The following is a 21,101-nucleotide window of genomic DNA, read 5'->3' as shown; positions in this document are numbered from 1 at the left end:
AAAGCTTGGCCGCCAAACTGTTCAGCCGCACTTCACTTGCTGGACGATACCGGTATCGGCGTTGAACAGGATGTTCAGCCGGTCGGCGCGGTAGTCCATGGTCACGGGGCAGGTTGTGCACGCGACGCGCCAACGGGACGGATCGACGGGCGCCGGAAGGCTGGTGCGGGGCTTGCCGATGAACTGCTGAGCGTCCTTCAGGCCGCACTCGTCCTTGGGCTCGCTCTGCGGCGAGGGGGTGGGTAGGGCGATGGCGGGCGGCGCGGTGGGCGTCGTGGGCGGCGGCGGGGGCGCAGGTTCAGGCGCGCTGGAGCACCCCGCCAGGACCATCATCGCGATCAACGCTGCCGCGGCTCGTCTCATGCCTGCTTCTCCCAACCGCGCTCGGCGCCCTGGCGCCAGTAAGACACCGGATGCCCGGCCTTCTTGAACATCGACCACCGTCCACGCGCCTGCGCCAGGGCCTGATCGTCTCGGCCATCGAACAGCAGGATGCAGCGCGAAACCCCTGAAAGATCTCCAGGTTCAGCCCCATCGATGAGAAACAGCGCATCGCCCCCGTTGGGGTTCCCCTCGGCAGAGGTCAGCAGCACGGGCTGGCGCTCGGCCATCGGCTCGCTGGCCAGGCCGTGCGGCAGGAAGCTGTCCTCGCGCCAGGTCCAGAGGTGCTGGTCCAGCGCTTCAATCCGGCGCGGATCGCCGCCGCGCACCAGCGCCTTCCAGCCGCGCCCGAGCGTCTTCTCGAGAAGCTCGGGCAGCACCGCCTCGAGCGGCGAGCGCTCGAGGTGGTAGAACCAGACCTCGCAGGGGTTAGCGGTCATGGAGATTTCCTGTCATCCCGGGCGAGCGTAGCGAAGACCCGGGACCGCGACAAACGCGGCGCGTGGGGCGGTCCCGGCTCGGCGCGCTGCGCGCTTGGCCGGGATGACAGCCTTTTCGGATCAGCCTTCGTAGGCGTCGGCGACGAGGCGGTTGAGCAGACGCACGCCAAAACCGACGGCCCCATCAGGCACGGTCGGATCGGCCGACGGCTTCTTCCAAGCCACCGAGGCGATGTCGAGGTGGGCCCACGGCACGCCGTTGACGAAGCGCTGCAGGAACAGGCCCGCCGTGATCGAGCCGGCCGGCCGGCCGCCGATGTTCTTCATGTCGGCGATCGGGCTTTCGATCTGCTTTTCGTAGGCGGCCGGCAGCGGCAGACGCCAAAGGGCCTCGCGCTCGGCCTTGCCGGCGGCAAGAAGTTTTTCCGACAACCCATCGTTATTGCTGAACAAACCGGCGTAGTCATGACCCAGCGAAATGATGATCGCGCCGGTCAGGGTGGCCAGGTCGATCATGAACTGCGGCTTGAAGCGCTCCTGCGTGTACCAGAGGGCGTCGGCCAGCACGAGGCGACCTTCGGCGTCGGTGTTTATGACCTCGATGGTCTGGCCCGACATCGAGGTGACCACGTCGCCAGGACGCTGCGCGTTGCCGTCGGGCATGTTCTCGACGAGGCCGAGCACGCCGATGGCGTTGACCTTGGCCTTGCGGCCGGCCAGGGCGTGCATGACGCCGGCCACTGCGGCCGCGCCGCCCATGTCCCACTTCATGTCCTCCATGCCGTCGGCCGGCTTGATCGAGATGCCGCCGGTGTCGAAGCAGACGCCCTTGCCGACGAAGGCGATCGGCTGGGCCGACTTATCGGCCGCGCCCATCCACTTCATGATCACAAGCTGGCTCTCGCGGACGCTGCCTTGGCCCACGCCCAGCAGGCTGCCCATGCCGAGCTTGGCCATCTCGGCCTCGCCCAGGATCTCGACTTCCAGGCCCAGGCGCTCCAGGCCCTTGGCGCGGGCGGCGAACTCTTCGGGATGCAGGATGTTGGCCGGCTCGGAGACGAGGTCGCGGCTGAACACGATGGCGTCGGCCAGGGCCGCCAGCGGCTCATAGGCCTTCTGCGCCTTCACCGGATCGGCGGCGGCGATCTTGATCACCTGGACCGAGGGCTTCTTCTCGGCCTTCTCGGTGGTGCGGTACTTGTCGAAGCGATAGGCGGCCAGGCGAGCGCCGAAGGCGGCGCGGGCGGCGGTCTCGGCGTCGGCGCCCAGCTTGAGCACCAGCTCGACGACGCCCGAGGTCTTCACCGCCTGAAAGGCTGACGCGGCGGCCAGCTCGATCGCCTCAGGCTCGACCGCGCCGGATCCGTCGACACCGATCAGAACGACGCGCGCGGCTTCCAGGCCGTTTGGCGCGACGATGTCCAGCGTCTGCCCCTTGGCGCCGGTGAAACGGCCGCCGGCGATCGCGCGAGCCAGCGCGCCGTTCGTGGCTTCGTTCGCCGCGCGGGCCTCCGGCGACAGGGCTGCGCCTTCGTGAGCCAGGACCGCGAGGGCGGCGGTGGCGCCAGCCTGGGTGTCGACGGAAACGAACTCGATACGCATGCCGCGCTCCTGCAATTTGGGCGACCGTAAGCGGCGCGTCGGACCGCGCGCCGGCTCACCTCATCAAGGCGGCATAGTCCAATGCCGCGCCTTAGAAAAGGCTCCGTTCGGCTCCACTCGGGACAGCCAAGCAAGGTCCCCGGTTGTGCTGGCGTTAAGCCCCCGTGTAGAACGGCGCATCTTCGGGGTTCGTCCCACGAATCCATCCGCCCCGATCCCCGTCTTCATGCGCCTCATCGAACGCTATCTCTTCCGGCAGTTGCTAGGCCCGACGCTTCTGGCGACCGCGGCGCTGGTGGCGCTCGCCTTGCTGGCGCGCAGCCTGTCGGAGTTCGACGTACTGGTGGAGCAGCGCCAGAGCGCCGTGGTCTTCCTGAAGATCATCCTGCTGGCCCTGCCCCAACTGCTGGGCATCATGATGCCGCTGGCCTTGTTCGTCGCCGCCCTGGTGGCGCTGAACCGACTGCACACCGAGCAGGAGATCGTCGTCTGCTTCGCCGGCGGCATGAGTCGCTGGCGCGTCATCTCGCCGGCCATGCGGCTGGCGGTGATCGCGGCGCTGATCTCGCTGGTCTCGGGCCTGTGGCTGCAGCCCTGGAGCGCGCGCCAGATCCGCGAGACGGCCTTCGAGATCAAGACCGACGTCGCCTCGACGCTCGTCCAGCCAGGACAGTTCACCGAACCCGGCCCGGGCCTGACCGTCTACGCCCAGTCGATCGACCGCGACAACAAGATCCAGAACCTGTTCATCCACCAGGAGCTGCCCAACGGCGCGGCGTCGACCTATTCGTCGCGCGAGGCCGAGATCGCCACGCGCAAGGGCGAGCCGGTGCTGATCATGCGCCATGGTAGCAACCAGCAGTTCTCCCGCGAGGGCGTGCTGCAGTACACCTCGTTCGACGAGTACACCTTCGACCTCTCCAGCCTGTTCGCCAGCGACGAGCTGCTGCACTACAAGATCGCTGACCGCTATCCGCACGAGCTGTTCTTTCCCGACCTGACCCAGGAGTGGGAGCAGCGCAACAAGGACAAGCTGCTGGCCGAGGGCCACTCGCGCTTTGCAGGGCCGCTCTACAACATCGCCCTGATGAGCATGGCGCTGGCGGCCGTGCTGGGCGGTTCGTTCAGCCGCATGGGCTATGGCAAGCGCATCGCCGCCGTCGGCGCGGCGGCCGCCATCGTCCGCATTGTCGGCTTCGGCGTGCAGGCCGCGTGCGAGGACGATCCCTGGCTTAACGTGCTGCAGTACGTCGTGCCGGTGGCCGCCATGGCCTGGGCGATGTCGCAGATCTTCCGGCAGAAGGTCTCGCCCCGGCGCAAGACCCGGCCCGGCGCCGCCGCGCCCGCGCTTTCGGGAGCGGCGTGATGCTGACCATGGGGATGCTGGAACGCTATGTGCTCAAGCGCACCATGGGCGCGCTGGTCGGCGCCCTGGCGGTGCTTGGCGCGATGGTGATGCTAATCGCCTTTGTCGACATCGCCCGCAACGTGGGCACACGCGCCGACGCCAGCTTCCTGCGCCTACTGTACCTGACCATCCTCCAGGCCCCGGCGACCATTCTGGTGTTGGCGCCCTTCGTCTTCCTGTTCGGCACGATGTGGGCGTTCGTCGAGCTGAACCGCCGCAGCGAGCTGATCGCCATGCGCGCGGCCGGGATCTCGGCCTGGCGTTTCATTATGCCGGCGGCGGCCTCGTCGTTCGTCATCGGCCTGCTGACGATCACCCTTCTGAACCCGCTCACCACGGCGATGACGGCCAAGTTCGAGACCGAACGCGACCGCACGATGAACGGCTACCTCAAGGAGGCGCCCAAGGGCACGTGGCTGCGCCAGGGCGACGACAAGAGCCAGATCGTGATCCGCGCCCGCGCCCGCGAGCTCGTCGATGGCTCCGTGCGCCTGCGGGGCGTGTCGCTCTTCGTCTACACGCTGAACGCCAAGGGCGTGATGGACTTCACCCGTCGGATCGAGGCGAACGAAGCCCGCCTCGAGCCGGGCTTCTGGCGCTTGAATGGCGTTCGTGAAGCCACCCCGGGCGCGGGCGCCATTCGTTCCGACAGCCTGTCCATCCCGTCCAACCTGGATGACCGGACGGCCTCGGAGCGGTTCAACACACCGCAGGCTGTGGCGCTCTGGCGCTTGCCCGCCACCATCCAGCGCACCGAAGACGCCGGTTTCTCTGCGGCTCCCTTCAAGCTTCGTCTGCAGCAGGATCTCGCGACGCCCCTGCTCTTTGCGGCGATGTCGGTCCTGGCGGCCGCTTTCTCGTTGCGCCTGATGCGACTGGGCGGATTGGCCATGCTGGCGGGATCAGGCGTCGCGCTGGGCTTTGGGTTCTTTTTCTTCAACGAGCTGTGCAGCACATTGGGCAAGGCCGACGTTCTGGCCCCGTTCATCGCTGCCTGGACCCCGCCGACCATCGCGCTTTTGGTGGGCTTCACGTTGCTTTGCTATACGGAAGATGGGTGAGTCATTGTTTCCAGGGTCGTCCATGACTGAAACGCGCTCCAGCGTCCCGTCCACCGGCCGCGCGCTGCTGATGAGCGGCGCGGCTTGGCTGGCGCTGGCCTGCGCCGGCGCGGCAGAGGCCCAGCAGAGCCTCGCGACCATCCCTGCGACGCCCGTCGTGAAGGCCGCGCCCTCCGACGGGCTGGGCGACGACGGCTACTATCTGGAATCGGACCTTCTGATCCGAGACGACAAGAACCAGATCATGACCGCGGAAGGTTCGGTCGAAGCCCGCTATCAGGGCCGCACCCTTCGCGCCGACAAGGTGATCTACAACAGCAAGACCGGAGCGATCACAGCGGACGGAAACGTTCAACTGATCAACCCCGACGGCACCGCCGAGTTCGCGGACCATCTGGAGCTGGACCGGGACATGAAGGCCGGCTTCGCGCGCAACTTCGCGGCGCGGCTTGACCAGAACATGAAGGTCGCCGCCGCCAGCGCCGTGCGCCGCAACGAGAACATCCAGGAACTGAACAAGGCGATCTATACGCCTTGCGAGGTCTGCGCCGAAAAGCCGACCCCGACCTGGTCGGTCGCCGCCGACAAGATCGTCCAGGACAAGCCCAAGCAGCTTATCTACTACAAGAACGCGGTCATCCGCATGTGGGGCGCGCCGGTGCTCTACCTGCCCCTCTTCTGGCACCCGGACCCGCAGGCCAAGCGCAGCTCAGGCTTCCTGGCCCCGAAGCTCGACTTCTCCAAGGGCCGCGGCGTTTCGTATAACCAACCCTACTATCACGTGATCTCGCCCTCGTCGGACGTGATCGTGGCCCCGCAGATCAACAGCCAGGTCAACCCGTTCCTGAATGTGAGCTACCGCAAGCGCTTCTACTCGGGGACGCTGGAGGCGCGCGGCGGCTTCACCTACGACAAGGAATTCGACATCAAGGGCGATCGCTTCGGCGAAGAGACCTTCCGAAGCTACATCCTGGCGAACGGCAAGTTCGACATCGACCAGCACTGGAAATGGGGCTTCTCGGCCGAGCGGGTGTCGGACGCGCTTCTGTTCGACAAGTACAAGGTCAATGACGTCTACCAACAGCGCGGTCTGTTCACGAGCGACGACCACCGACTGGTGTCGCAGCTTTACGCGACGCGTCAGGCGCAGAGGTCGTGGTTCTCCGTCTCGGCGGTGTCCGTGCAGGGCCTGCGCGTCGTGGGCATCAACGCCGCCACCAACTCTGCGAACGCCTTCGAAAACAGCGGCGCGTTTCCGCTGATCGGTCCGCTGGTCGAGGCCCGCTGGGAGCCGGAAAGCCCGGTTCTGGGCGGCCGCCTGCGTCTTCAGGGGTCTGGCGTCATGCTGAACCGGTCGGAGTCGCAGTTCGGTGAAGCGCCCTACTTCCTCGGCGCCTACAAGGGCCAGAACGGCGTCGACTCCAGCCGAGCCAGCGTGAAGGCCGACTGGCGCGCCAGCAACATCATCGGACCGGGCCTCAAGGTTTCGCCGTTCGTTCAGGCGCGCGGCGATGCGTACGCGATCAAGACCTTTGTCACGCCCGCCGCCCGAGCGCTCGGTGACGACGCAAAGGAAACCTACACCCGCGCGCTGGGCGTCGGGGGCGTCGACTTCAGCCTGCCCTTCTACAAGCCGCTGACCAACGGCGGCAGCGTGGTGCTTGAACCGCTGGCCCAGGTCGCGGTCGGTTCCGATAGCTCGCGCGTGCCCGTGGTCGTCGCCCGCGATGGAACCAAGCGCTATCTCTACAACGAGGACAGCGCGACTCTCGAGTTCGACGAGACCAATCTCTTCCAAGCGAACAAGTCGCCGGGCTTTGACCTCTATGAAGGCGGCCAGCGCCTGAACGTCGGTGGCCGTGCGACCTATGCGCGCCCGGACGGCCGTGGCGGCAGCATTCTGGTGGGCCGCAGTTTCCGCTCGGAATTCGACCCGCTCCTGCCAACCCGCACTGGACTGCAGACCAAATCTTCCGACTGGATCGTTGCGGCCACGGTGACGCCGATCCGGGGGATCAACGCCTTCGTCCGCACGCGTCTCGACTCCGAGACGCGTGAGATTCACCGGGTCGAGACCGGCGTTGACGCCTTCACCAAGCGCGGCAGCGGTTCGGTCCGCTACCTGAAGGACGAACTGGACGCCAACGGCAACCGCCAGGAAAACTTCGAAGCTCGCGGCGAGCTCAAGCTGACCAACCGGTTCTCCCTCACCGCGTTTGGGCAACGCGACATGGTGCAGGACGTGTGGCGTCGCCGCGACCTGGGCGTCGCCTATCAGGACGACTGCATCCGCATCGATGTGATCTACCAGCAGGAAGACCGCTACGCCTCGACGGCCAGCGGTCTGAGGCTGCAACCTGATCGTACGATCGTCTTCCGCCTAACCCTCGCCACATTGGGTGATACAGGGTACAGCAGCAACTAATTGACCGCGCTTGGGGGGCGTGCGGGCGGACCCGCAGGCCAGTTGAGCGCGTCTATCGGGGGCGATGGCCGAACGGAACGCCAGTTGGGCGACCGCCGCCGCCGAGACTGTGATAAACGACCGCGCTCCGAAAGGGGCGGCTGGGCTAGAGGAACGACACTATCCATGCGGTCTGCGCGTAGCGTGACGACTTTCGCGGCCGGCGCCGCGTCCATTCTCGCCCTGACCATGGCGAGCCTCGGCGCGCCCGCCATGGCCCGGCAACAGACGGCCCCTGAGGCTGCTCCGCCCGCCGTGCAAGCGCCCGCGGCGCCTCAACCGCTGTCGGAAAGCGTCGCGGCCGTCGTCAATGACGACATCATCTCGAGCTACGACCTGATGCAGCGCATGCGCCTGCTGATGGCGACATCGGGCATGCAGCCGACTCAGGAGAACCTGCCGCAGATCGAGCAGGAGGCCCTGCGCTCCCTGATCGACGAGCGCCTGCAGATGCAGGAGCTCAAGCGGGTCGAGAAGCAGCAGAAGATCACGATCATCTCCACCGACAAGGAAGTCGAGGAGCAGATCGGCGACATCGCTCAGTCCAACCGGCTGCAGCCGGAACAGCTGAAGCAGCAGTTGGTGGCCCAAGGGATCGGCCTGGATACCTGGCGCGCGCAGCTGCGGGCCGAATCCAGCTGGCAGTCGTGGATCCAGGGCCGCTACGGCTCGCGCCTTCGCATCGGCGAAGACCAGATCAAGGCCTATCAGCGCCGCCTCGCCGACGCAGCGGCCAAGCCGCAGTACCAGATCAGCGAGGTTTTCCTCGACGCAGCCCGGGTCGGCGGCATGGAGGTCGCCGTCAACGGCGCGACTCAGCTGATCAGCCAGATGCAACAGGGCGCCCCGTTCGCGGCCGTCGCGCGCCAGTTCTCGGGCTCGGCGACCGCAGCCAACGGGGGCGAGGTCGGCTGGGTCAGCCAGGGCGAAATGCCGCCCGAGGTCGACGCCGCGCTCGAGCAGCTGCGCCCCGGCCAACTGTCCCGTCCCATCCAGGTCAGGGATGGCGTGTACATCATCTATCTTCGCGACAAGCGCGCCGGATCGAAGACCGCGATCGTCGATCTCAAGCAGGTCGCCGCGCCGCTGGCGGCGGACGCGACGCAAGCTCAGATCGACGCTGCGACCAAGCTGCTGACCGACCTGAAGCCGAAGATCACCAGCTGCCAGACGCTGGAAGCCACCGCCGGCAAGGTCGATGGTCTGGTCGCCGGCGATCTGGGCGAGGCGGAGATCACCGACCTTGCTCCGGCCTTCCAGGAAGCGGCCAACAAGCTGGAGATGGGTCAGATCTCGGATCCGATCCGCACCGACGCGGGCCTGCACCTCATCGCCGTTTGCGGCAAGCGCCAGGGCGGGGCCAACGCCCCGACGCACGACCAGATCGAGAACCGCCTGCGCGGCCAGCAGCTCGCCCTGATCGCCAAGCGCTATCTTCGCGACCTGCGCAACCAGGCCACCATCGAAACCCGGTGACGTCGCGCCCCCTCGCCATCAGCGCCGGCGATCCGGCCGGCGTCGGCGCGGAGATCATCGCCAAGGCGTGGCGCGCGCTGCGCGATGAGGGTCCGGCCTTCGTCGTCATCGGCGACGCTCAGTTGCTGGCGTCAGCCGGAGGCGGCGTAAAGGTCCGCACCGTCACCCGGCCGCAAGAGGCCGCTCAGGCGTTCGCCGACGCCCTACCCGTCATCGACATACCCTTGCTTTCGGCGGTCGTATCCGGCCGGCCCTCGCCCAGCCACGCCCCACAAATCATCCGCTGGATCGAGACGGGGGTCGGTCTGGCGCTCTCCGGAGCGATCAGCGGCCTCGTGACCGCGCCCATCGCCAAAGCCCCTCTCTACGAGGCTGGCTTCCCGTTTCCAGGACACACCGAGTTCCTGGCGGAGCTGACGGCCGCCGCCACGATGGACGGCGCGCGCGGGCCCGTGATGATGCTGGCGGCCGGCGACCTGCGCGCCACCCTGGTGACGATCCATAGCGCGCTTGGAAAAGTCCCCTCGGCGCTGACCACTGAAGCTATCGTCAACGCGGGCCTCGTGACGGCTCAGGCCCTGCGCCGAGATTTCGCCATCGCCGCGCCGCGACTGGCGGTGGCGGCTCTCAACCCACATGCGGGCGAAGGCGGCGCTTTGGGACGTGAGGAAATCGACGTCATCGAACCTGCGGTGCGGGCGCTGCGGGACCTTGGTGTCGACGCGTCAGGCCCCTCCCCGGCCGACACCCTGTTCCATCCCGAGGCGCGTGCGCGCTACGACGGCGTGCTCTGCATGTATCACGACCAGGCGCTGATCCCGGTGAAGATGCTGGACTTCTGGGGCGGCGTGAACGTCACGCTGGGCCTGCCCATTGTGCGAACCTCGCCTGATCACGGCACCGGTTTCGACATCGCTGGACGCGGGATCGCCCGCCCCGATAGCCTGATCGCCGCCATCAAACTCGCGGCCGACATCGCCGCCCGTCGCGGCGCGTAGAAACACCTGTTCCCTGTCGGAGAAGCAGGTGGGAGACAAGAGATGAGCCTGGCTGACCTGCCGCCTCTGCGCGAAGCCCTGGAACGTCATGACCTGATGGCGCGCAAGAGCTTTGGGCAGCACTTCCTGCTGGACCTGAACGTGACCCGCAAGATCGCCCGCCTGGCCCAGATCGGCCAAGACGACACCGTCGTCGAGGTCGGTCCGGGCCCTGGCGGCCTGACCCGCGCCCTGCTGGAAACTGGCGCGCGCGTGGTGGCGATCGAAAAGGACAGCCGCTTCCTGCCCCTCCTGGCCGAGGTCGCCGAGGTCGCTGACGGGCGCCTGGAGCTTGTCGAAGGCGACGCCCTGAAGGTCGACGCCGCCCAAGCGGCGGGCGGCCCTGCGCATGTCGTCTCCAACCTGCCCTACAACGTCGGCACCCAGTTGCTGATCAACTGGCTGACCGGCCCGTTTCGCCCGCTGTCGATGACCCTGATGTTCCAGAAGGAAGTGGCCGACCGCATTGTCGCCCAGCCGGATGATGACGCCTACGGCCGCCTCGCCGTCATCGCCCAGACGCTCTGCGAGGCCAGGACCGTCATGGATCTGCCCGCCAAGGCCTTCACGCCCCCACCCAAGGTGGCCTCAGCCGTCGTGCGACTCGTTCCCAAGGTCGAGCCGCCGCCGGGCGACGTGGTGGCGGCTTTGGAGCGCGTGACCGCCGCCGCTTTCGGCCAGCGGCGCAAGATGCTCCGCTCCAGCCTGAAGGCCCTGGGCGGCGCAGAGCTCTGCGAGCGCGCGGGCGTGAGTCCGGATGCGCGCGCAGAGGTGATCGACCTTGCAGGGTTCCTCGATCTCGCAAGGGCGACGTTGGGCACGCCTGCGGGCTAGCGCCTTCAGCTCCGGTTCATCCACGGCGCTGCTTGATGCTTGCGGCAAGCCGAGGAGAGCGCCGTGGCCGTCCGCCTGATCCTGATCTGCACCCTGCTGTCGCTGGCCGCGCTTTCGGTGATGGTTGAGGGCCACCGGCCCGCCTCGATGACGGCGCGGGCGCCCGTCGTCACGGCGGGATAAAGTCCGGCCGAAGCCCGAAGCCCGGCGAACGACGGTCTGCTATTGACGCAGCCCCCCTGGCCCGCCAGCTTCGCGCAGTTTTTTGAGCGGGGCGGACGTGACCACCAACAGCGCGACAAGGGCGCCTTCCACGGTCACGCGGCGGCTGTTGTTCATGGCCCTGACGCTGGCCGCCCCAGCCATCCTGCTGATGACCGCCCTGGTGGCGATGCAATACACCGAGGGACAACGGCGCTTCGCCACCCAGTTGGTGACCACGACACGCGCGCTGTCCTTGGCGACCGACCGGCAAATTGGCCAAGGTCAGAGCGTTCTGCAGGGCCTGGCGGTCTCTCCCGCTCTGTCGCAGGGCGACCTCGCCACGTTCGAGAAGCAGGCGCGCGAAGCGGTCGAGAGCCGCGACGGCTGGGTGGTTTTGATGAGCCAGGACCGGCAATGGATCAACACCCGGATGCCGCCGGGCGCCCGAACGCCCTATGCGCCGATCACCGACGAAACCTGGCGCGAGATGACGACCGGGAAGTCGAACGTCAGCAACCTGATCCCGCGACCCAACAACACGCCGATCATCGGCGTGAATGTGCCTGTCCTGGTAAAGGGCCGGATCTTTGTGCTCGGCTACATGCAGCATCCCGCCGTCTTCCAGGCTCTGGTGACGGGTCAGGGGCTGCCCGACACTTGGACCGCCAGCATCGTCGACCGCAACGCCGCCCTGCTGGCCCGGTCCCGAGACCAGGATAAGATGATCGGGCGTCACGCCAGCCCCGACATGCGCGCGGCGATGGCGCGCGCCCAGGACGGCGTGGTCAACACCCATACCCTGGACGGCGTGGAAACCCTGTCCGCCTTCAGCCGCTCGCCGACCTATGGGTGGACGTTCATCGTCGGCGTCCCGCGTGAGGAACTGAACCGGACGATCCTCGGCTCGTTGGGGCCAGCGATGCTGGGCTCGGCCCTGATGATCGCGCTCGGCGTGATGGCGGCTCTGGCTTTCGCCCGTCCGATCTCGCGCGACGTGCGCGGCCTGGTCGCCGAGGCTGAAGCGCTGGCCGCCGGAGCGCCCCTGGCCCCGGCGCCCTCGCACCTGCAAGAGATCGCCGAAGTCCGCGGATCCCTGCGCGCGGCGGCGCAGATCCTGCAGCATCGCGACGACGAAGCCCATAAGGCCGCCGAACGTCAGCAGTTGATGATCAACGAGCTGAACCACCGGGTTAAGAACACCCTGGTCGTCGTCCAGTCGCTGGCGCGGCACAGCCTTAAGGAAGGCGGCAAAGAAGGCCTGGCGCAGTTCAATGAGCGCCTGCTGGCCCTGGCGGGCGCGCACGACCTCCTGACCCGCCGCAGCTGGGAGGGCGCCGACCTCGGCGAACTCGTCGTCGAGGCGCTTCAACCCTACGCCAGCCAGATCTCGGTCGACGGCCCAACAACGCCGCTGGCGCCGAACGCGGCGGTGGCGCTGGCCATGATTTTCCACGAGTTGGCGACCAACGCGTCGAAGTACGGCGCGCTCTCGACCGAGGCGGGCAAGGTCGAGGTTTCCTGGACGAGCGAAGGCCGCACCCGGCTTACGCTCACTTGGCGCGAACGCGGCGGTCCGCCGACCCAGAAGCCCACCCGTAGCGGCTTCGGCTCTCGCCTGATCGCGTCCAGCCTGCGTGGCGACCTGTCGGGGTCGGCGCAGTTCGACTACGCCCCCGAGGGCCTGACCTGCGTCTTCACGATCCAGACCCCGCCCCGCCCCTTCTCCTGACGCGTCAGCGGCAGACCGATCGTCGCAGCGCCCCGATGTCGCCTTGGCTTGGCCATGGAGCGTCTGCAATAGCTCCTAGGGGCGTAGGAGTGAGTTGCGATGACCCTGGAATTCCTGATTGGCGCGGCGCTGGGCTCGGGCCTGTTCATCGCCCTCGGCCGTCCGCCGGCCGAAAAACTGATCGCTTATGTTCAAGACCGCCTTCGCGGCGGGAACTAACGGCGCCGCTGGGCTCTTGAATGGGCAAGGCCGCGCAGGGCGGCCGCTCACGGAGTTCCTACGATGTCTATTCTCGCCTGGCTGCTTCTGGGCCTGATCGCCGGCTTCATCGCCAGCAAGCTCGTCAACCGCACCGGCAGCGGCGTGCTGCTGGATATCGTCCTGGGTATCGTCGGCGCGTTCGTCGGCGGCTGGCTGTTCAATCAGTTCGGCAATGCGGGCGTCTCGGGCTTCAACCTGTACAGCCTGCTGGTCGCCACCGTCGGCGCCGTGGTGATCCTGGCGCTCTATCACCTGATCTTCGGCCGTCGCGCGGTCTAAGCGGGCGGCGCAGGCGGCGGGTTAAGGCCCGCCGCCTGCCTTAGATGTCTTCCTTCAAGAGATCCCCGACCAGATTGCCGATCCACGGGTTACGGGCCCTCTTCAGGCGTTCTGCGTGATAGATGTGGGCCAGATCGGCGTAGGCGCGATCAAAGTCGTCATTGAGAATGACGTAGTCGAACTGCTCCCAGGCCGCGACCTCGTCCTTGGCGCGCGACAGGCGACGGTGGATGACTTCCTCGCTGTCCTGGCTGCGCGTGTGCAGACGGCGGCTCATCTCGGCGAGCGACGGCGGCAGGATATAGACCAGCACGCTGTCGGCGCCGGCCTGCTTGTGCACCTTCATCGCGCCCTGGAAGTCGATATCGAACAGGACGCTCTCGCCGCGGCTCAGCGCGTCCATGATCGGCGCCTTGGGGCTGCCGTAGAAGTTTCCGTAGACCTCGGCCCATTCCAGGAAGGCGTCCTCGGCCAGCATGCCCTGGAACTTTTCGCGCGAGACGAAATGATAGTCTCGCCCGTCGTGCTCGCCCGGGCGCGGCTCGCGCGTGGTGGCGCTGATCGACAGGTGCAGGTCGCCGTGATCAGACACGAGGCGACGGGTCAGCGAAGTTTTGCCGACGCCCGACGGCGCCACGACCATCAGCAGAAGACCGCGGTGCGGATGATGGGACTTATTCAACGTTCTGAACCTGTTCGCGGAACTGCTCGATCACGGCCTTCAGCTCCAGACCGATCGCGGTCAGGCTGGTCAGGGCCGACTTCGAGCAGAGGGTATTGGATTCTCGCATGAATTCCTGGGAGAGGAAGTCTAGCCGCCGGCCCGACGCGCCCTCGCCCGACAGCAAGCCCCGGGCGGCGACCACGTGGCTGGCGAGACGGTCGAGCTCCTCGCGCACGTCAGCCTTCACAGCCTGGGCGGCGGCCTCCTGGACGATGCGCTCCTCGCTGGCCGCCTCGCCCACGAGCTCCGCCATGCGTCGCGCGAAGCGCTCCTTGATCACGCGAGGCTGACCGGCGGCCTCGGTCTCGGCCTGCGCGGTCAGTTGCGCGATGCGAGTGACGAGCCCCCCCAGCACTGGGTCCAAGGCCGCGCCTTCCTCCAGTCGCGCCGCCTTCAGGGCGTCCAACGCCTGGGCGATGGAAAACGCCATGGCGGCTTCGACCGCTGCGCGCGCGTCGGCGTCGTCGACGTCTTCGCGGGCCTCGATCACCCCCTTCAGCGACAGCAGGCCATCGAGAGTCGGCTTGGCGACCATGCCTGTGGCCACATAGGGGCCGCCGGCGGTCAGGTAGCGCTCAAGCGTCTGGATGTTGACCTGGGTTTCGCCGGTCGTTTCCGCGCGCTTGGCCTGCACGTTGACGGTCAGCTGGCCGCGCTGGAAGCGAGCCTGAGCGCCGTCGCGGGCGGCGCGTTCCAGGCTTTCAAAACCAGGCGGGCCGCGAAAGCGGGTCTCGAGGTTCCGCCCATTGACGCTGCGGGCTTCCACAGCCCACGACCAGGCGCCCTGCGCGCCCTCGACGCGCGCAAAGCCGGTCATGCCGGAAAGCGGCACGCCTCAGCCCCCCGCCAGCGGCGCGGCCGCCGGCTTGGACGGAGCCTGCCCAGCGCGTTCACGCTCGATCTGACGCCACTTGGCGACATTGGCGTTGTGCTCCTCCAGCGTGGAGGCGAACACATGGCCGCCGGTGCCGTCGGCCACGAAGTACAGGTCGCCGGTCTTGGGCGGATTCATCACCGCCGCCAGGGCCGCGCGGCCGGGATTGGCGATCGGCGTCGGCGGCAGGCCGTCGATCAGATAGGTGTTGTAGGGCGTCAGGCGACGCAGTTCGGACAGGAAGATCCCGCGTCCCAGCGGACGCCCACGGGAAATGCCGTAGATGATCGTCGGGTCCGAGCCCAGTCGCATGCCGGTGCGCAGGCGGTTGACGAACACGGCGGCCACGCGCGGCCGCTCCTCCGCCAGACCTGTCTCCTTCTCGACGATCGAGGCCAGGGTGACGGCCTCTTCCTTGGTCTGGAAAGGCAGGTTCGGCGCACGATCGGCCCAAAGGGCGTTCAGGACCTCATCGCGATCATCCATCATCCGCTGCAGAACAGCGGCGCGGTCCTCGCCGCGCTGGACCTCGTAGGTCTCGGGCAGGATGGCGCCCTCGGGCGGCGTCGCGGCGTTGCCGGTCAGAACCGTCGACTTGTTAAGGATATCCATGACCATGTCCGAGGTCAGGCCCTCGGGGATGGTGATCCAATGGCGGACAATCCGGCCGCGGCGGACGGCGTCCAAAACCTGGGCCATCGAGGCCCGGCTGTTGAATTCGTACTCGCCGGCTTTCAGCGTCCGCGCGGCGCCGGTGACCTTCGCCGCCGTCATGAAAATTGACGCAGATCGGATCACGCCGCCGCGCTCGAGGCTTGACGCAATCTCAGGCAAACTCGCGCCCTTGCGCAGGACCACGCTCGTCTTATCGCCGTCCTTTGCCGCTGGGCCCGGGCCATTATAGACCCAGAGCGCGCCCAGGAGGGCGACCATGCCCACCACGACCAGCGTGGCGACGGCCCCGAGCAGGGCCCTCATCATGCGACGGCCGGCGGTGGCCGTCTCACGGCGGGAGCCCGCTCCCTTGGGAGCCCGGGCGCGGGGCGGCGACTTTTTGCTCACGAGACCTTCTTGAACACGACGGAGGCGTTGGTGCCGCCGAAGCCGAAGCTGTTGGACACGGCGACGTCGATCTTCATCGGCACCGCCTTGTGCGGCGCCAGGTTCATGGCGACGTCCACGTCCGGGTTGTCGAGATTGATGGTCGGCGGCGCGATCTGATCGCGAATCGCCAGGATCGAGAACGCCGCCTCGATGGCGCCGGCGGCGCCCAGGAGGTGGCCAGTCATCGACTTGGTCGAGGACATGACGACGTTCTTGGCGTGGTCCCCGAGGAAGCGCTCGACAGCCTTGGCCTCGAGGCCATCGGCCATGGTCGAGGTGCCATGGGCGTTGACATAGTCGATGTCCGAGGGCTTGAGGCCCGCGTCCCGAACAGCCGCCGCCAACGCCCGGCCGCCGCCTTCGCCATCCTCCGACGGCGCGGTGATGTGGTAGGCGTCGCCCGACAGGCCGTATCCCGCGACCTCGGCGTAGATCTTGGCGCCGCGCGCCTTGGCATGTTGGTACTCTTCCAGCACCAGCACGCCCGCGCCCTCGCCCATGACGAAGCCGTCGCGATCCTTGTCGTAGGGACGCGAAGCCTTTTCCGGCGTGTCATTGAAGGCCGTCGCCACGGCGCGACAGGCCTGGAAGCCGGCGATGCCGACCTTGCAGACGGCCGCTTCCGCGCCGCCGGCGATCATCACGTCGGCGTCGCCGTACTTGATCAGGCGCGCAGCGTCGCCGATCGCGTGGGCGCCCGTGGCGCAGGCGGTGACGACGGCGTGGTTCGGGCCCTTGAACCCGTACTTGATCGAGACCTGGCCCGAGATCAGGTTGATCAGGGCCGAGGAGATGAAGAACGGGCTGACGCGGCGGGGGCCCTTGGCCTCCAACTCCAGCGCCGTGTCGGCGATGGTCGACAGGCCGCCGATGCCCGAGCCCAGGATGACGCCCGTGCGCCACTTGTCCTCGTCGGTTTGCGGAACCCAGCCCGAATCCTTGATCGCCTCGTCGGCGGCGGCGACGCCGTACAGGATGAAGTCATCGACGCGCTTCTGATCGCGCGGGCTCATGGTCTGGTCAGGATCGAACGAGCCTTCGACATCCGGACCGCCGCCACCGCGCCCGTCAACGCGGGGAACCTCACAGGCGACCTGGCACGAATAGTCGGTGGGATCGAACGCAGTGATGCGGTTCGCGCCGGACTTGCCGGCGAGGATGTTCTTCCAGGTGATATCGACACCCTGGCCGAGCGGGGTCAGCAGGCCGATACCCGTGACGACAACTCTACGCATGGCTCACTCCCAACCTTCGATGCGGGACGCTGGATGTGGGAAAGACCCCCGCTCCGCGCCACCGCGAATCTTGGCCTCAAACGAAAACCGCCGCGCGCACGATGGCAAGAGCCCGTGCGGCGCGGCGGAAATACTCCGGTTCGCAAACAAGGCGAACCCGAAGACCTTAGGCGGTCTTTTCCGTGATGAACTTCACGGCGTCGCCGACCGTCTGGATGTGCTCGGCGGCGTCGTCCGGGATTTCGATGTCGAACTCTTCTTCGAACGCCATCACCAGCTCAACGTTGTCGAGGCTGTCGGCGCCCAGGTCGTCGATGAAGGAAGCCTTCTCGGTGACCTTCTCGGGATCGGCATCCAGGTGTTCGATGACGATCTTACGCACGCGCTCGAGAATGTCGGACATTCTGTTCAGTCCCTCTTGATCAAATTCAGAAGCCGCAGCCCCCTCCCAGGGAGATCACCACGGCTCGTCGGGCCACCGCCTATCACGTTCTTTTTCGGGTGACCAGCGGCGCCGGTCTCCCGCGAAGCGCTCTTGCGGCGTGCGGCTTCAACGGCCTGTGAGTTCAGATCCGTTGAAACACGTGGTTGATGTATTCACCATCCCGTTCGCTGTCGACAACCCTGAAACCAGTCCGTTCCGCCAAAATATTCGGCGATCTGCCCAACAGAAAAACGGAATGAAAGCGGGTGAAGGCGAAGCAGTAGTCATAGCACGGCGAAGCGTGCGCCATCTTCGCGCCTGGCTTCAACAAAGCGTGGAAGGCCTGGAACTGGGCGACGGGGTCGCGAAAATGCTCGATGACGTTGTTAGAGAAAATGCCGTCGAAGCCTCCCGTCACACCGTCCCAGACCTGCGCGCCGCTCTCGGCGATCGCGGCGGCGGCGTTGGGCTCATGGGCGACGATATTCCAGCCCTCGCCCTTCAGCGTCTCCAGGGTGCGATTCCATCCGCCGCCGGCGCCCCAGTCGAGGTAACGTCCGGCGGGATCAGCGTTCAGCGACCGGAAGGCGCGCAGTTCGTTGGCGGTGGAGTCGCCCTCCGCATAGCGCGAATAGAGGACCTGATAGTCCTTTCCGACGAACGCTTCGTCGAGGTCCAGATACTTCTGCGGCCCGAACACGCAGTCGCAGCCAGGACAGGCGTAGCGCTCCAGGCGCCCGCCGCCGAAGTAGCAGCGGTCTTCCCGAATCTCGAAACCGTCACGGGTGGCTGTGTGGCCGCAGACGATACAGGTCAGCGGTCGATGCTTCAGGATCGGCTCATAAGCCGCATCAAGCGCGGTCCAGAACGCCTCGGTGAAATAGCGTTCGGTCAGGGCGACCTGGGCTTCCAGCTTTTCAAGACGCGCGGCTAGCGCGTCCGCCTCAGCGCGGGCGGCGGCTTCGCGTTCCGCCGCCTGGACGAGCGCCATGTCGGCCGCCTGGGACGCGCCCAGCCGCCCAAACCAAGACAGTCCAGCCACCATGACGACACCTCCTCGAAGCTTCGCCAAAGCGGCTGGAACAAAGGTCCCTAGATCATCGCCATGCCGCCGTTGACGTGCAAGGTCTGACCCGTGACGTAGCCGCCCTCGTTGCTGGCGAGATAGACGCAGGCGGCGGCGATGTCGGCGCCCTCGCCCAGCTTGCCGGCAGGGATCGTCGACAGGATGCCGGCCTTTTGCTGCTCGTTCAGCGCGTCGGTCATCGGGCTGGCGATGAAGCCCGGCGCCACGCAGTTGACGGTCACGCCGCGGCTGGCCAGTTCCTGTGCCAGAGCCTTGGAGAAGCCGATCATGCCGGCCTTCGAGGCGGCGTAGTTGGTCTGGCCGGGGTTGCCGGTGACGCCGACCACCGAGGTGATGCCGATGATGCGGCCGGCGCGACGCTTCATCATGCCCTTGGCGGCGGCGCGGGCCAGGCGGAAATAGCCCTCCAGGTTCACCTTGATCACGGTGTCCCAGTCCTCGTCCTTCATGCGGACGATCAGGCCGTCGCGGGTGACGCCGGCGTTGGCGATCACGATGTCCAGCGGCGCGCCGGCGGCTTCCTCGGCCTTGGCGACCAGGCCATCGACCTGTTCGGCGTCGGAGAGGTTGGCCACGACGGTCGAAGCGCGTTCGCCGAGCTCCGCCTTCAGCTCGGCCAGAGCCGATTCCCGCGTGCCCGAGAGGACGACATGCGCGCCCTGAGCGTGCAGAGCGCGGGCGATGGCGCCGCCGATGCCGCCCGTGGCGCCGGTGACGAGCGCGGTCTTGCCGGTGAGATCAAACATGATCGGACTTCCTTGGGCTTAGAGCGACTTGGCGAACGCTTCGAGGTCCGCCGGCGTGTTGAGGGGGACGGCTTCGGCGTCCGGAGCGATGCGCTTGGCCATACCCGACAGAACCTTGCCCGCGCCGGCTTCGGCGAAGCGGGTGGCGCCGCCTTCGGTCGCCATCCAGGTCATGCTCTCGCGCCAGCGGACGCGACCGGTGACCTGCTCGACCAGCAGCTTGCGGATCATGTCGGGGTCGTGGATCGGCGATGCGGTGACGTTGGCGACCAGCGGCGCGCGCGGGGCGACGATGGTCGCCGCAGCTAGGGCGGTCGCCATCTCGTCGGCGGCCGGCTGCATCAGCGGGCAGTGGAACGGCGCCGAGACGTTCAGCGGAATGGCCCGCGCACCCAGCTCCTTGGCTTTCTCTATGGCCTTGTCGACGGCGGCCTTGGCGCCCGAGATCACGACATTGCCGTTGTTGTTGTCGTTGGCGACGACGCAGACGCCGACCTCCGAGCCGGCGGCGGCGGCGGCTTCGGCCAGGGCCAGGTCCGTCTTCGGCCCGATCAGCGAGGCCATCGCGCCCTCACCCACCGGCACGGCGCGCTGCATGGCCTGGCCGCGCAGCTTCAGGAGGCGCGCGGTGTCGGACAGGCTGATGGCGCCGGCGGCGGCCAGGGCCGAGTACTCGCCCAGCGAGTGACCGGCGACGAAGGCGGCCTTGTCGATGCCGACGCCGAATTCCTTTTCCAGCGTACGGGTGACCGCCAGGCTGACAGCCATCAGGGCGGGCTGAGCGTTCTCCGTCAGGGTGAGGTCGCCTTCGGGACCTTCCTTCATCAGGGCGAACAGCTTCTGCCCCAGGGCATCATCGACTTCCTGGAACACTTCGCGCGCCGCAGCGAAGGCCTCGGCGAGATCCGCGCCCATGCCGATCGACTGGCTGCCCTGACCCGGGAAAATGAAGGCGATGCTCATCGAAGCCCGCTCCGTTTCTAAAGAGATTCAAGGCCGGGAGGGTTAGGGTAAAGCCGGCGGGCGGGCAAGTGCGACGCCGTGTGGCCAGCAAGGCTTGCAATCACCGCGACCACGTCCAAAGTGCCGGTGCGTCCGTACCAGAGGCGCCCACAGACTTTGGAGTCGCGCCATGAAATCCGTTCTCGCCGGCGTCGCCGCAGCCGCCTTGGCCGTCGCCGTCGCCTCTCCCGCCCTGGCCGCCCTGAAGGCCGGCGACAAGGCCCCGGACTTCAGCGCCAAGGGCGCCCTGGCCGGCAAGGACTTCGATTTCAACCTGGCAAAGGCGCTGAAGAAGGGCCCGGTGGTGCTTTACTTCTTCCCGGCCGCCTACACCGCCGGCTGCACCGCCGAGGCGCGCGAGTTCGCTGAGGCGACTCCGGAATTTGAAAAGCTGGGCGCCACGGTGATCGGCATGACGGCCGGCAATGTCGACCGCCTCAAGGACTTCTCCAAGGAGCACTGCCGCGACAAGTTCGCCGTCGCCGCCGCCGACAAGGCGCTGATCAAGGCCTACGACGTGGCCCTGGCGGTAAAGCCCGACTGGTCGAACCGCACCTCTTATGTGATCGCGCCGAACGGCAAGATCCTGCTCAGCCACACCGACGGCAACTTCATGGGCCACGTGACCCAGACCATGGGCGCGGTGAAGGCCTATAAGGCCGCCAAGAAGTAACGAGCGTTTTTGGATTCCGACCAGCCGCGCGGGTTGAAGCTCGCGCGCGCTGGCGG

General features: G+C 67.1%; 21 protein-coding genes. 10 read left to right on the top strand and 11 right to left on the bottom strand.

Annotation, left to right across the window (positions count from 1 at the left end):
- Positions 1–21: 21 nt before the first annotated feature.
- The 3 genes from J2X45_RS02780 to J2X45_RS02770 all read right to left on the bottom strand — a co-directional run bounded on the left by J2X45_RS02780 (position 22) and on the right by J2X45_RS02770 (position 2,423).
- Positions 22–363: a peptidase inhibitor I78 gene (locus tag J2X45_RS02780; protein WP_310211031.1), complete on the bottom strand. Its 342-nt coding sequence runs from the start codon at positions 361–363 to the stop codon at positions 22–24.
- Positions 360–821, bottom strand: a complete 462-nt coding sequence (locus J2X45_RS02775; RefSeq protein WP_310211027.1) for a DNA polymerase III subunit chi — start codon at positions 819–821, stop codon at positions 360–362. Before J2X45_RS02775 ends, J2X45_RS02780 begins: the two co-directional genes overlap by 4 nt.
- A 120-nt stretch (positions 822–941) precedes the next feature.
- Positions 942–2,423, bottom strand: coding sequence for a leucyl aminopeptidase (locus J2X45_RS02770; protein WP_310211025.1), 1,482 nt, complete (start codon positions 2,421–2,423; stop codon positions 942–944).
- Positions 2,424–2,649: 226 nt separating this feature from the next.
- Here J2X45_RS02770 and lptF point away from each other — a divergent pair, with 226 nt between their 5' ends.
- The 9 genes from lptF to J2X45_RS02725 all read left to right on the top strand — a co-directional run bounded on the left by lptF (position 2,650) and on the right by J2X45_RS02725 (position 13,176).
- The gene (lptF, locus tag J2X45_RS02765; protein WP_310211022.1) at positions 2,650–3,789 is read left to right on the top strand and encodes an LPS export ABC transporter permease LptF; all 1,140 of its coding nucleotides are present in this window, start codon (positions 2,650–2,652) and stop codon (positions 3,787–3,789) included.
- Positions 3,786–4,892 carry an LPS export ABC transporter permease LptG gene (gene lptG / locus J2X45_RS02760; protein ID WP_310211019.1) on the top strand — a complete coding sequence of 369 codons (1,107 nt, stop codon included), beginning with the start codon at positions 3,786–3,788 and terminating at the stop codon, positions 4,890–4,892. Before lptF ends, lptG begins: the two co-directional genes overlap by 4 nt.
- Entirely contained in the window at positions 4,885–7,317 is a 2,433-nt protein-coding gene (locus tag J2X45_RS02755) for an LPS-assembly protein LptD (RefSeq protein ID WP_310211016.1), read from the top strand. The genes lptG and J2X45_RS02755 overlap by 8 nt, the downstream gene beginning before the upstream one ends.
- A gap of 165 nt (positions 7,318–7,482) precedes the next feature.
- Positions 7,483–8,832, top strand: a complete 1,350-nt coding sequence (locus J2X45_RS02750; RefSeq protein ID WP_310211013.1) for a peptidylprolyl isomerase — start codon at positions 7,483–7,485, stop codon at positions 8,830–8,832.
- Positions 8,829–9,830, top strand: coding sequence for a 4-hydroxythreonine-4-phosphate dehydrogenase PdxA (pdxA, locus tag J2X45_RS02745; protein WP_310211010.1), 1,002 nt, complete (start codon positions 8,829–8,831; stop codon positions 9,828–9,830). Before J2X45_RS02750 ends, pdxA begins: the two co-directional genes overlap by 4 nt.
- A 42-nt stretch (positions 9,831–9,872) precedes the next feature.
- Entirely contained in the window at positions 9,873–10,703 is an 831-nt protein-coding gene (gene rsmA, locus J2X45_RS02740; protein ID WP_310211008.1) for a 16S rRNA (adenine(1518)-N(6)/adenine(1519)-N(6))-dimethyltransferase RsmA, read from the top strand.
- A gap of 63 nt (positions 10,704–10,766) precedes the next feature.
- The gene (locus J2X45_RS02735) at positions 10,767–10,886 is read left to right on the top strand and encodes a hypothetical protein (protein WP_310211005.1); all 120 of its coding nucleotides are present in this window, start codon (positions 10,767–10,769) and stop codon (positions 10,884–10,886) included.
- 97 nt (positions 10,887–10,983) lie between these two features.
- Entirely contained in the window at positions 10,984–12,636 is a 1,653-nt protein-coding gene (locus J2X45_RS02730) for an HWE histidine kinase domain-containing protein (protein ID WP_310211002.1), read from the top strand.
- A gap of 282 nt (positions 12,637–12,918) precedes the next feature.
- The gene (locus J2X45_RS02725) at positions 12,919–13,176 is read left to right on the top strand and encodes a GlsB/YeaQ/YmgE family stress response membrane protein (RefSeq protein ID WP_310210999.1); all 258 of its coding nucleotides are present in this window, start codon (positions 12,919–12,921) and stop codon (positions 13,174–13,176) included.
- A 40-nt stretch (positions 13,177–13,216) separates the two neighbouring features.
- On the opposite strand, the gene gmk is transcribed toward J2X45_RS02725, so the two are convergent.
- The 8 genes from gmk to fabD form a co-directional block, all read right to left on the bottom strand.
- Entirely contained in the window at positions 13,217–13,858 is a 642-nt protein-coding gene (gene gmk, locus J2X45_RS02720) for a guanylate kinase (protein ID WP_310210996.1), read from the bottom strand.
- Positions 13,851–14,732 (bottom strand): YicC/YloC family endoribonuclease, encoded by an 882-nt coding sequence (locus J2X45_RS02715; protein WP_310210992.1) that lies wholly within the window; start codon positions 14,730–14,732, stop codon positions 13,851–13,853. The genes gmk and J2X45_RS02715 overlap by 8 nt, the downstream gene beginning before the upstream one ends.
- A 3-nt stretch (positions 14,733–14,735) precedes the next feature.
- The gene (gene mltG, locus J2X45_RS02710) at positions 14,736–15,836 is read right to left on the bottom strand and encodes an endolytic transglycosylase MltG (protein ID WP_310210989.1); all 1,101 of its coding nucleotides are present in this window, start codon (positions 15,834–15,836) and stop codon (positions 14,736–14,738) included.
- Entirely contained in the window at positions 15,833–17,113 is a 1,281-nt protein-coding gene (gene fabF / locus J2X45_RS02705) for a beta-ketoacyl-ACP synthase II (protein ID WP_310210985.1), read from the bottom strand. Before fabF ends, mltG begins: the two co-directional genes overlap by 4 nt.
- Before the next feature lie 166 nt (positions 17,114–17,279).
- The gene (locus J2X45_RS02700; protein ID WP_004615098.1) at positions 17,280–17,516 is read right to left on the bottom strand and encodes an acyl carrier protein; all 237 of its coding nucleotides are present in this window, start codon (positions 17,514–17,516) and stop codon (positions 17,280–17,282) included.
- Between the two features lie 163 nt (positions 17,517–17,679).
- Entirely contained in the window at positions 17,680–18,609 is a 930-nt protein-coding gene (locus J2X45_RS02695) for a class I SAM-dependent methyltransferase (RefSeq protein ID WP_310210982.1), read from the bottom strand.
- A 20-nt stretch (positions 18,610–18,629) separates the two neighbouring features.
- A complete protein-coding gene (fabG, locus tag J2X45_RS02690; RefSeq protein ID WP_310210979.1) occupies positions 18,630–19,370 on the bottom strand; it encodes a 3-oxoacyl-[acyl-carrier-protein] reductase in 741 nt (246 codons plus the stop codon).
- 18 nt (positions 19,371–19,388) lie between these two features.
- Positions 19,389–20,333, bottom strand: a complete 945-nt coding sequence (fabD, locus tag J2X45_RS02685; RefSeq protein WP_310210976.1) for an ACP S-malonyltransferase — start codon at positions 20,331–20,333, stop codon at positions 19,389–19,391.
- Positions 20,334–20,502: 169 nt separating this feature from the next.
- On the opposite strand from fabD, the gene J2X45_RS02680 reads away from it, so the two are divergent.
- Positions 20,503–21,045, top strand: coding sequence for a peroxiredoxin (locus J2X45_RS02680; protein ID WP_310210972.1), 543 nt, complete (start codon positions 20,503–20,505; stop codon positions 21,043–21,045).
- Positions 21,046–21,101: the final 56 nt, after the last annotated feature.

The sequence above is a fragment of the Caulobacter sp. BE264 genome, from assembly GCF_031457805.1.
Classification (GTDB): domain Bacteria; phylum Pseudomonadota; class Alphaproteobacteria; order Caulobacterales; family Caulobacteraceae; genus Caulobacter.
The sequence above is the reverse complement of the archived record's forward strand: the minus strand, read 5'-3'. Positions and strand labels throughout refer to the sequence as shown.

Coding starts and splice junctions, on each gene's coding strand:
- J2X45_RS02755 (WP_310211016.1), top strand. CDS start 4,885: ATGGGTGAGTCATTGTTTCCAGGGTCGTCCATGACTGAAACGCGCTCC.
- fabG (WP_310210979.1), bottom strand. CDS start 19,370: ATGTTTGATCTCACCGGCAAGACCGCGCTCGTCACCGGCGCCACGGGC.
- J2X45_RS02780 (WP_310211031.1), bottom strand. CDS start 363: ATGAGACGAGCCGCGGCAGCGTTGATCGCGATGATGGTCCTGGCGGGG.
- J2X45_RS02700 (WP_004615098.1), bottom strand. CDS start 17,516: ATGTCCGACATTCTCGAGCGCGTGCGTAAGATCGTCATCGAACACCTG.
- fabF (WP_310210985.1), bottom strand. CDS start 17,113: ATGCGTAGAGTTGTCGTCACGGGTATCGGCCTGCTGACCCCGCTCGGC.
- J2X45_RS02775 (WP_310211027.1), bottom strand. CDS start 821: ATGACCGCTAACCCCTGCGAGGTCTGGTTCTACCACCTCGAGCGCTCG.
- rsmA (WP_310211008.1), top strand. CDS start 9,873: ATGAGCCTGGCTGACCTGCCGCCTCTGCGCGAAGCCCTGGAACGTCAT.
- J2X45_RS02725 (WP_310210999.1), top strand. CDS start 12,919: ATGTCTATTCTCGCCTGGCTGCTTCTGGGCCTGATCGCCGGCTTCATC.
- fabD (WP_310210976.1), bottom strand. CDS start 20,333: ATGAGCATCGCCTTCATTTTCCCGGGTCAGGGCAGCCAGTCGATCGGC.
- J2X45_RS02750 (WP_310211013.1), top strand. CDS start 7,483: ATGCGGTCTGCGCGTAGCGTGACGACTTTCGCGGCCGGCGCCGCGTCC.
- lptF (WP_310211022.1), top strand. CDS start 2,650: ATGCGCCTCATCGAACGCTATCTCTTCCGGCAGTTGCTAGGCCCGACG.
- J2X45_RS02770 (WP_310211025.1), bottom strand. CDS start 2,423: ATGCGTATCGAGTTCGTTTCCGTCGACACCCAGGCTGGCGCCACCGCC.
- J2X45_RS02680 (WP_310210972.1), top strand. CDS start 20,503: ATGAAATCCGTTCTCGCCGGCGTCGCCGCAGCCGCCTTGGCCGTCGCC.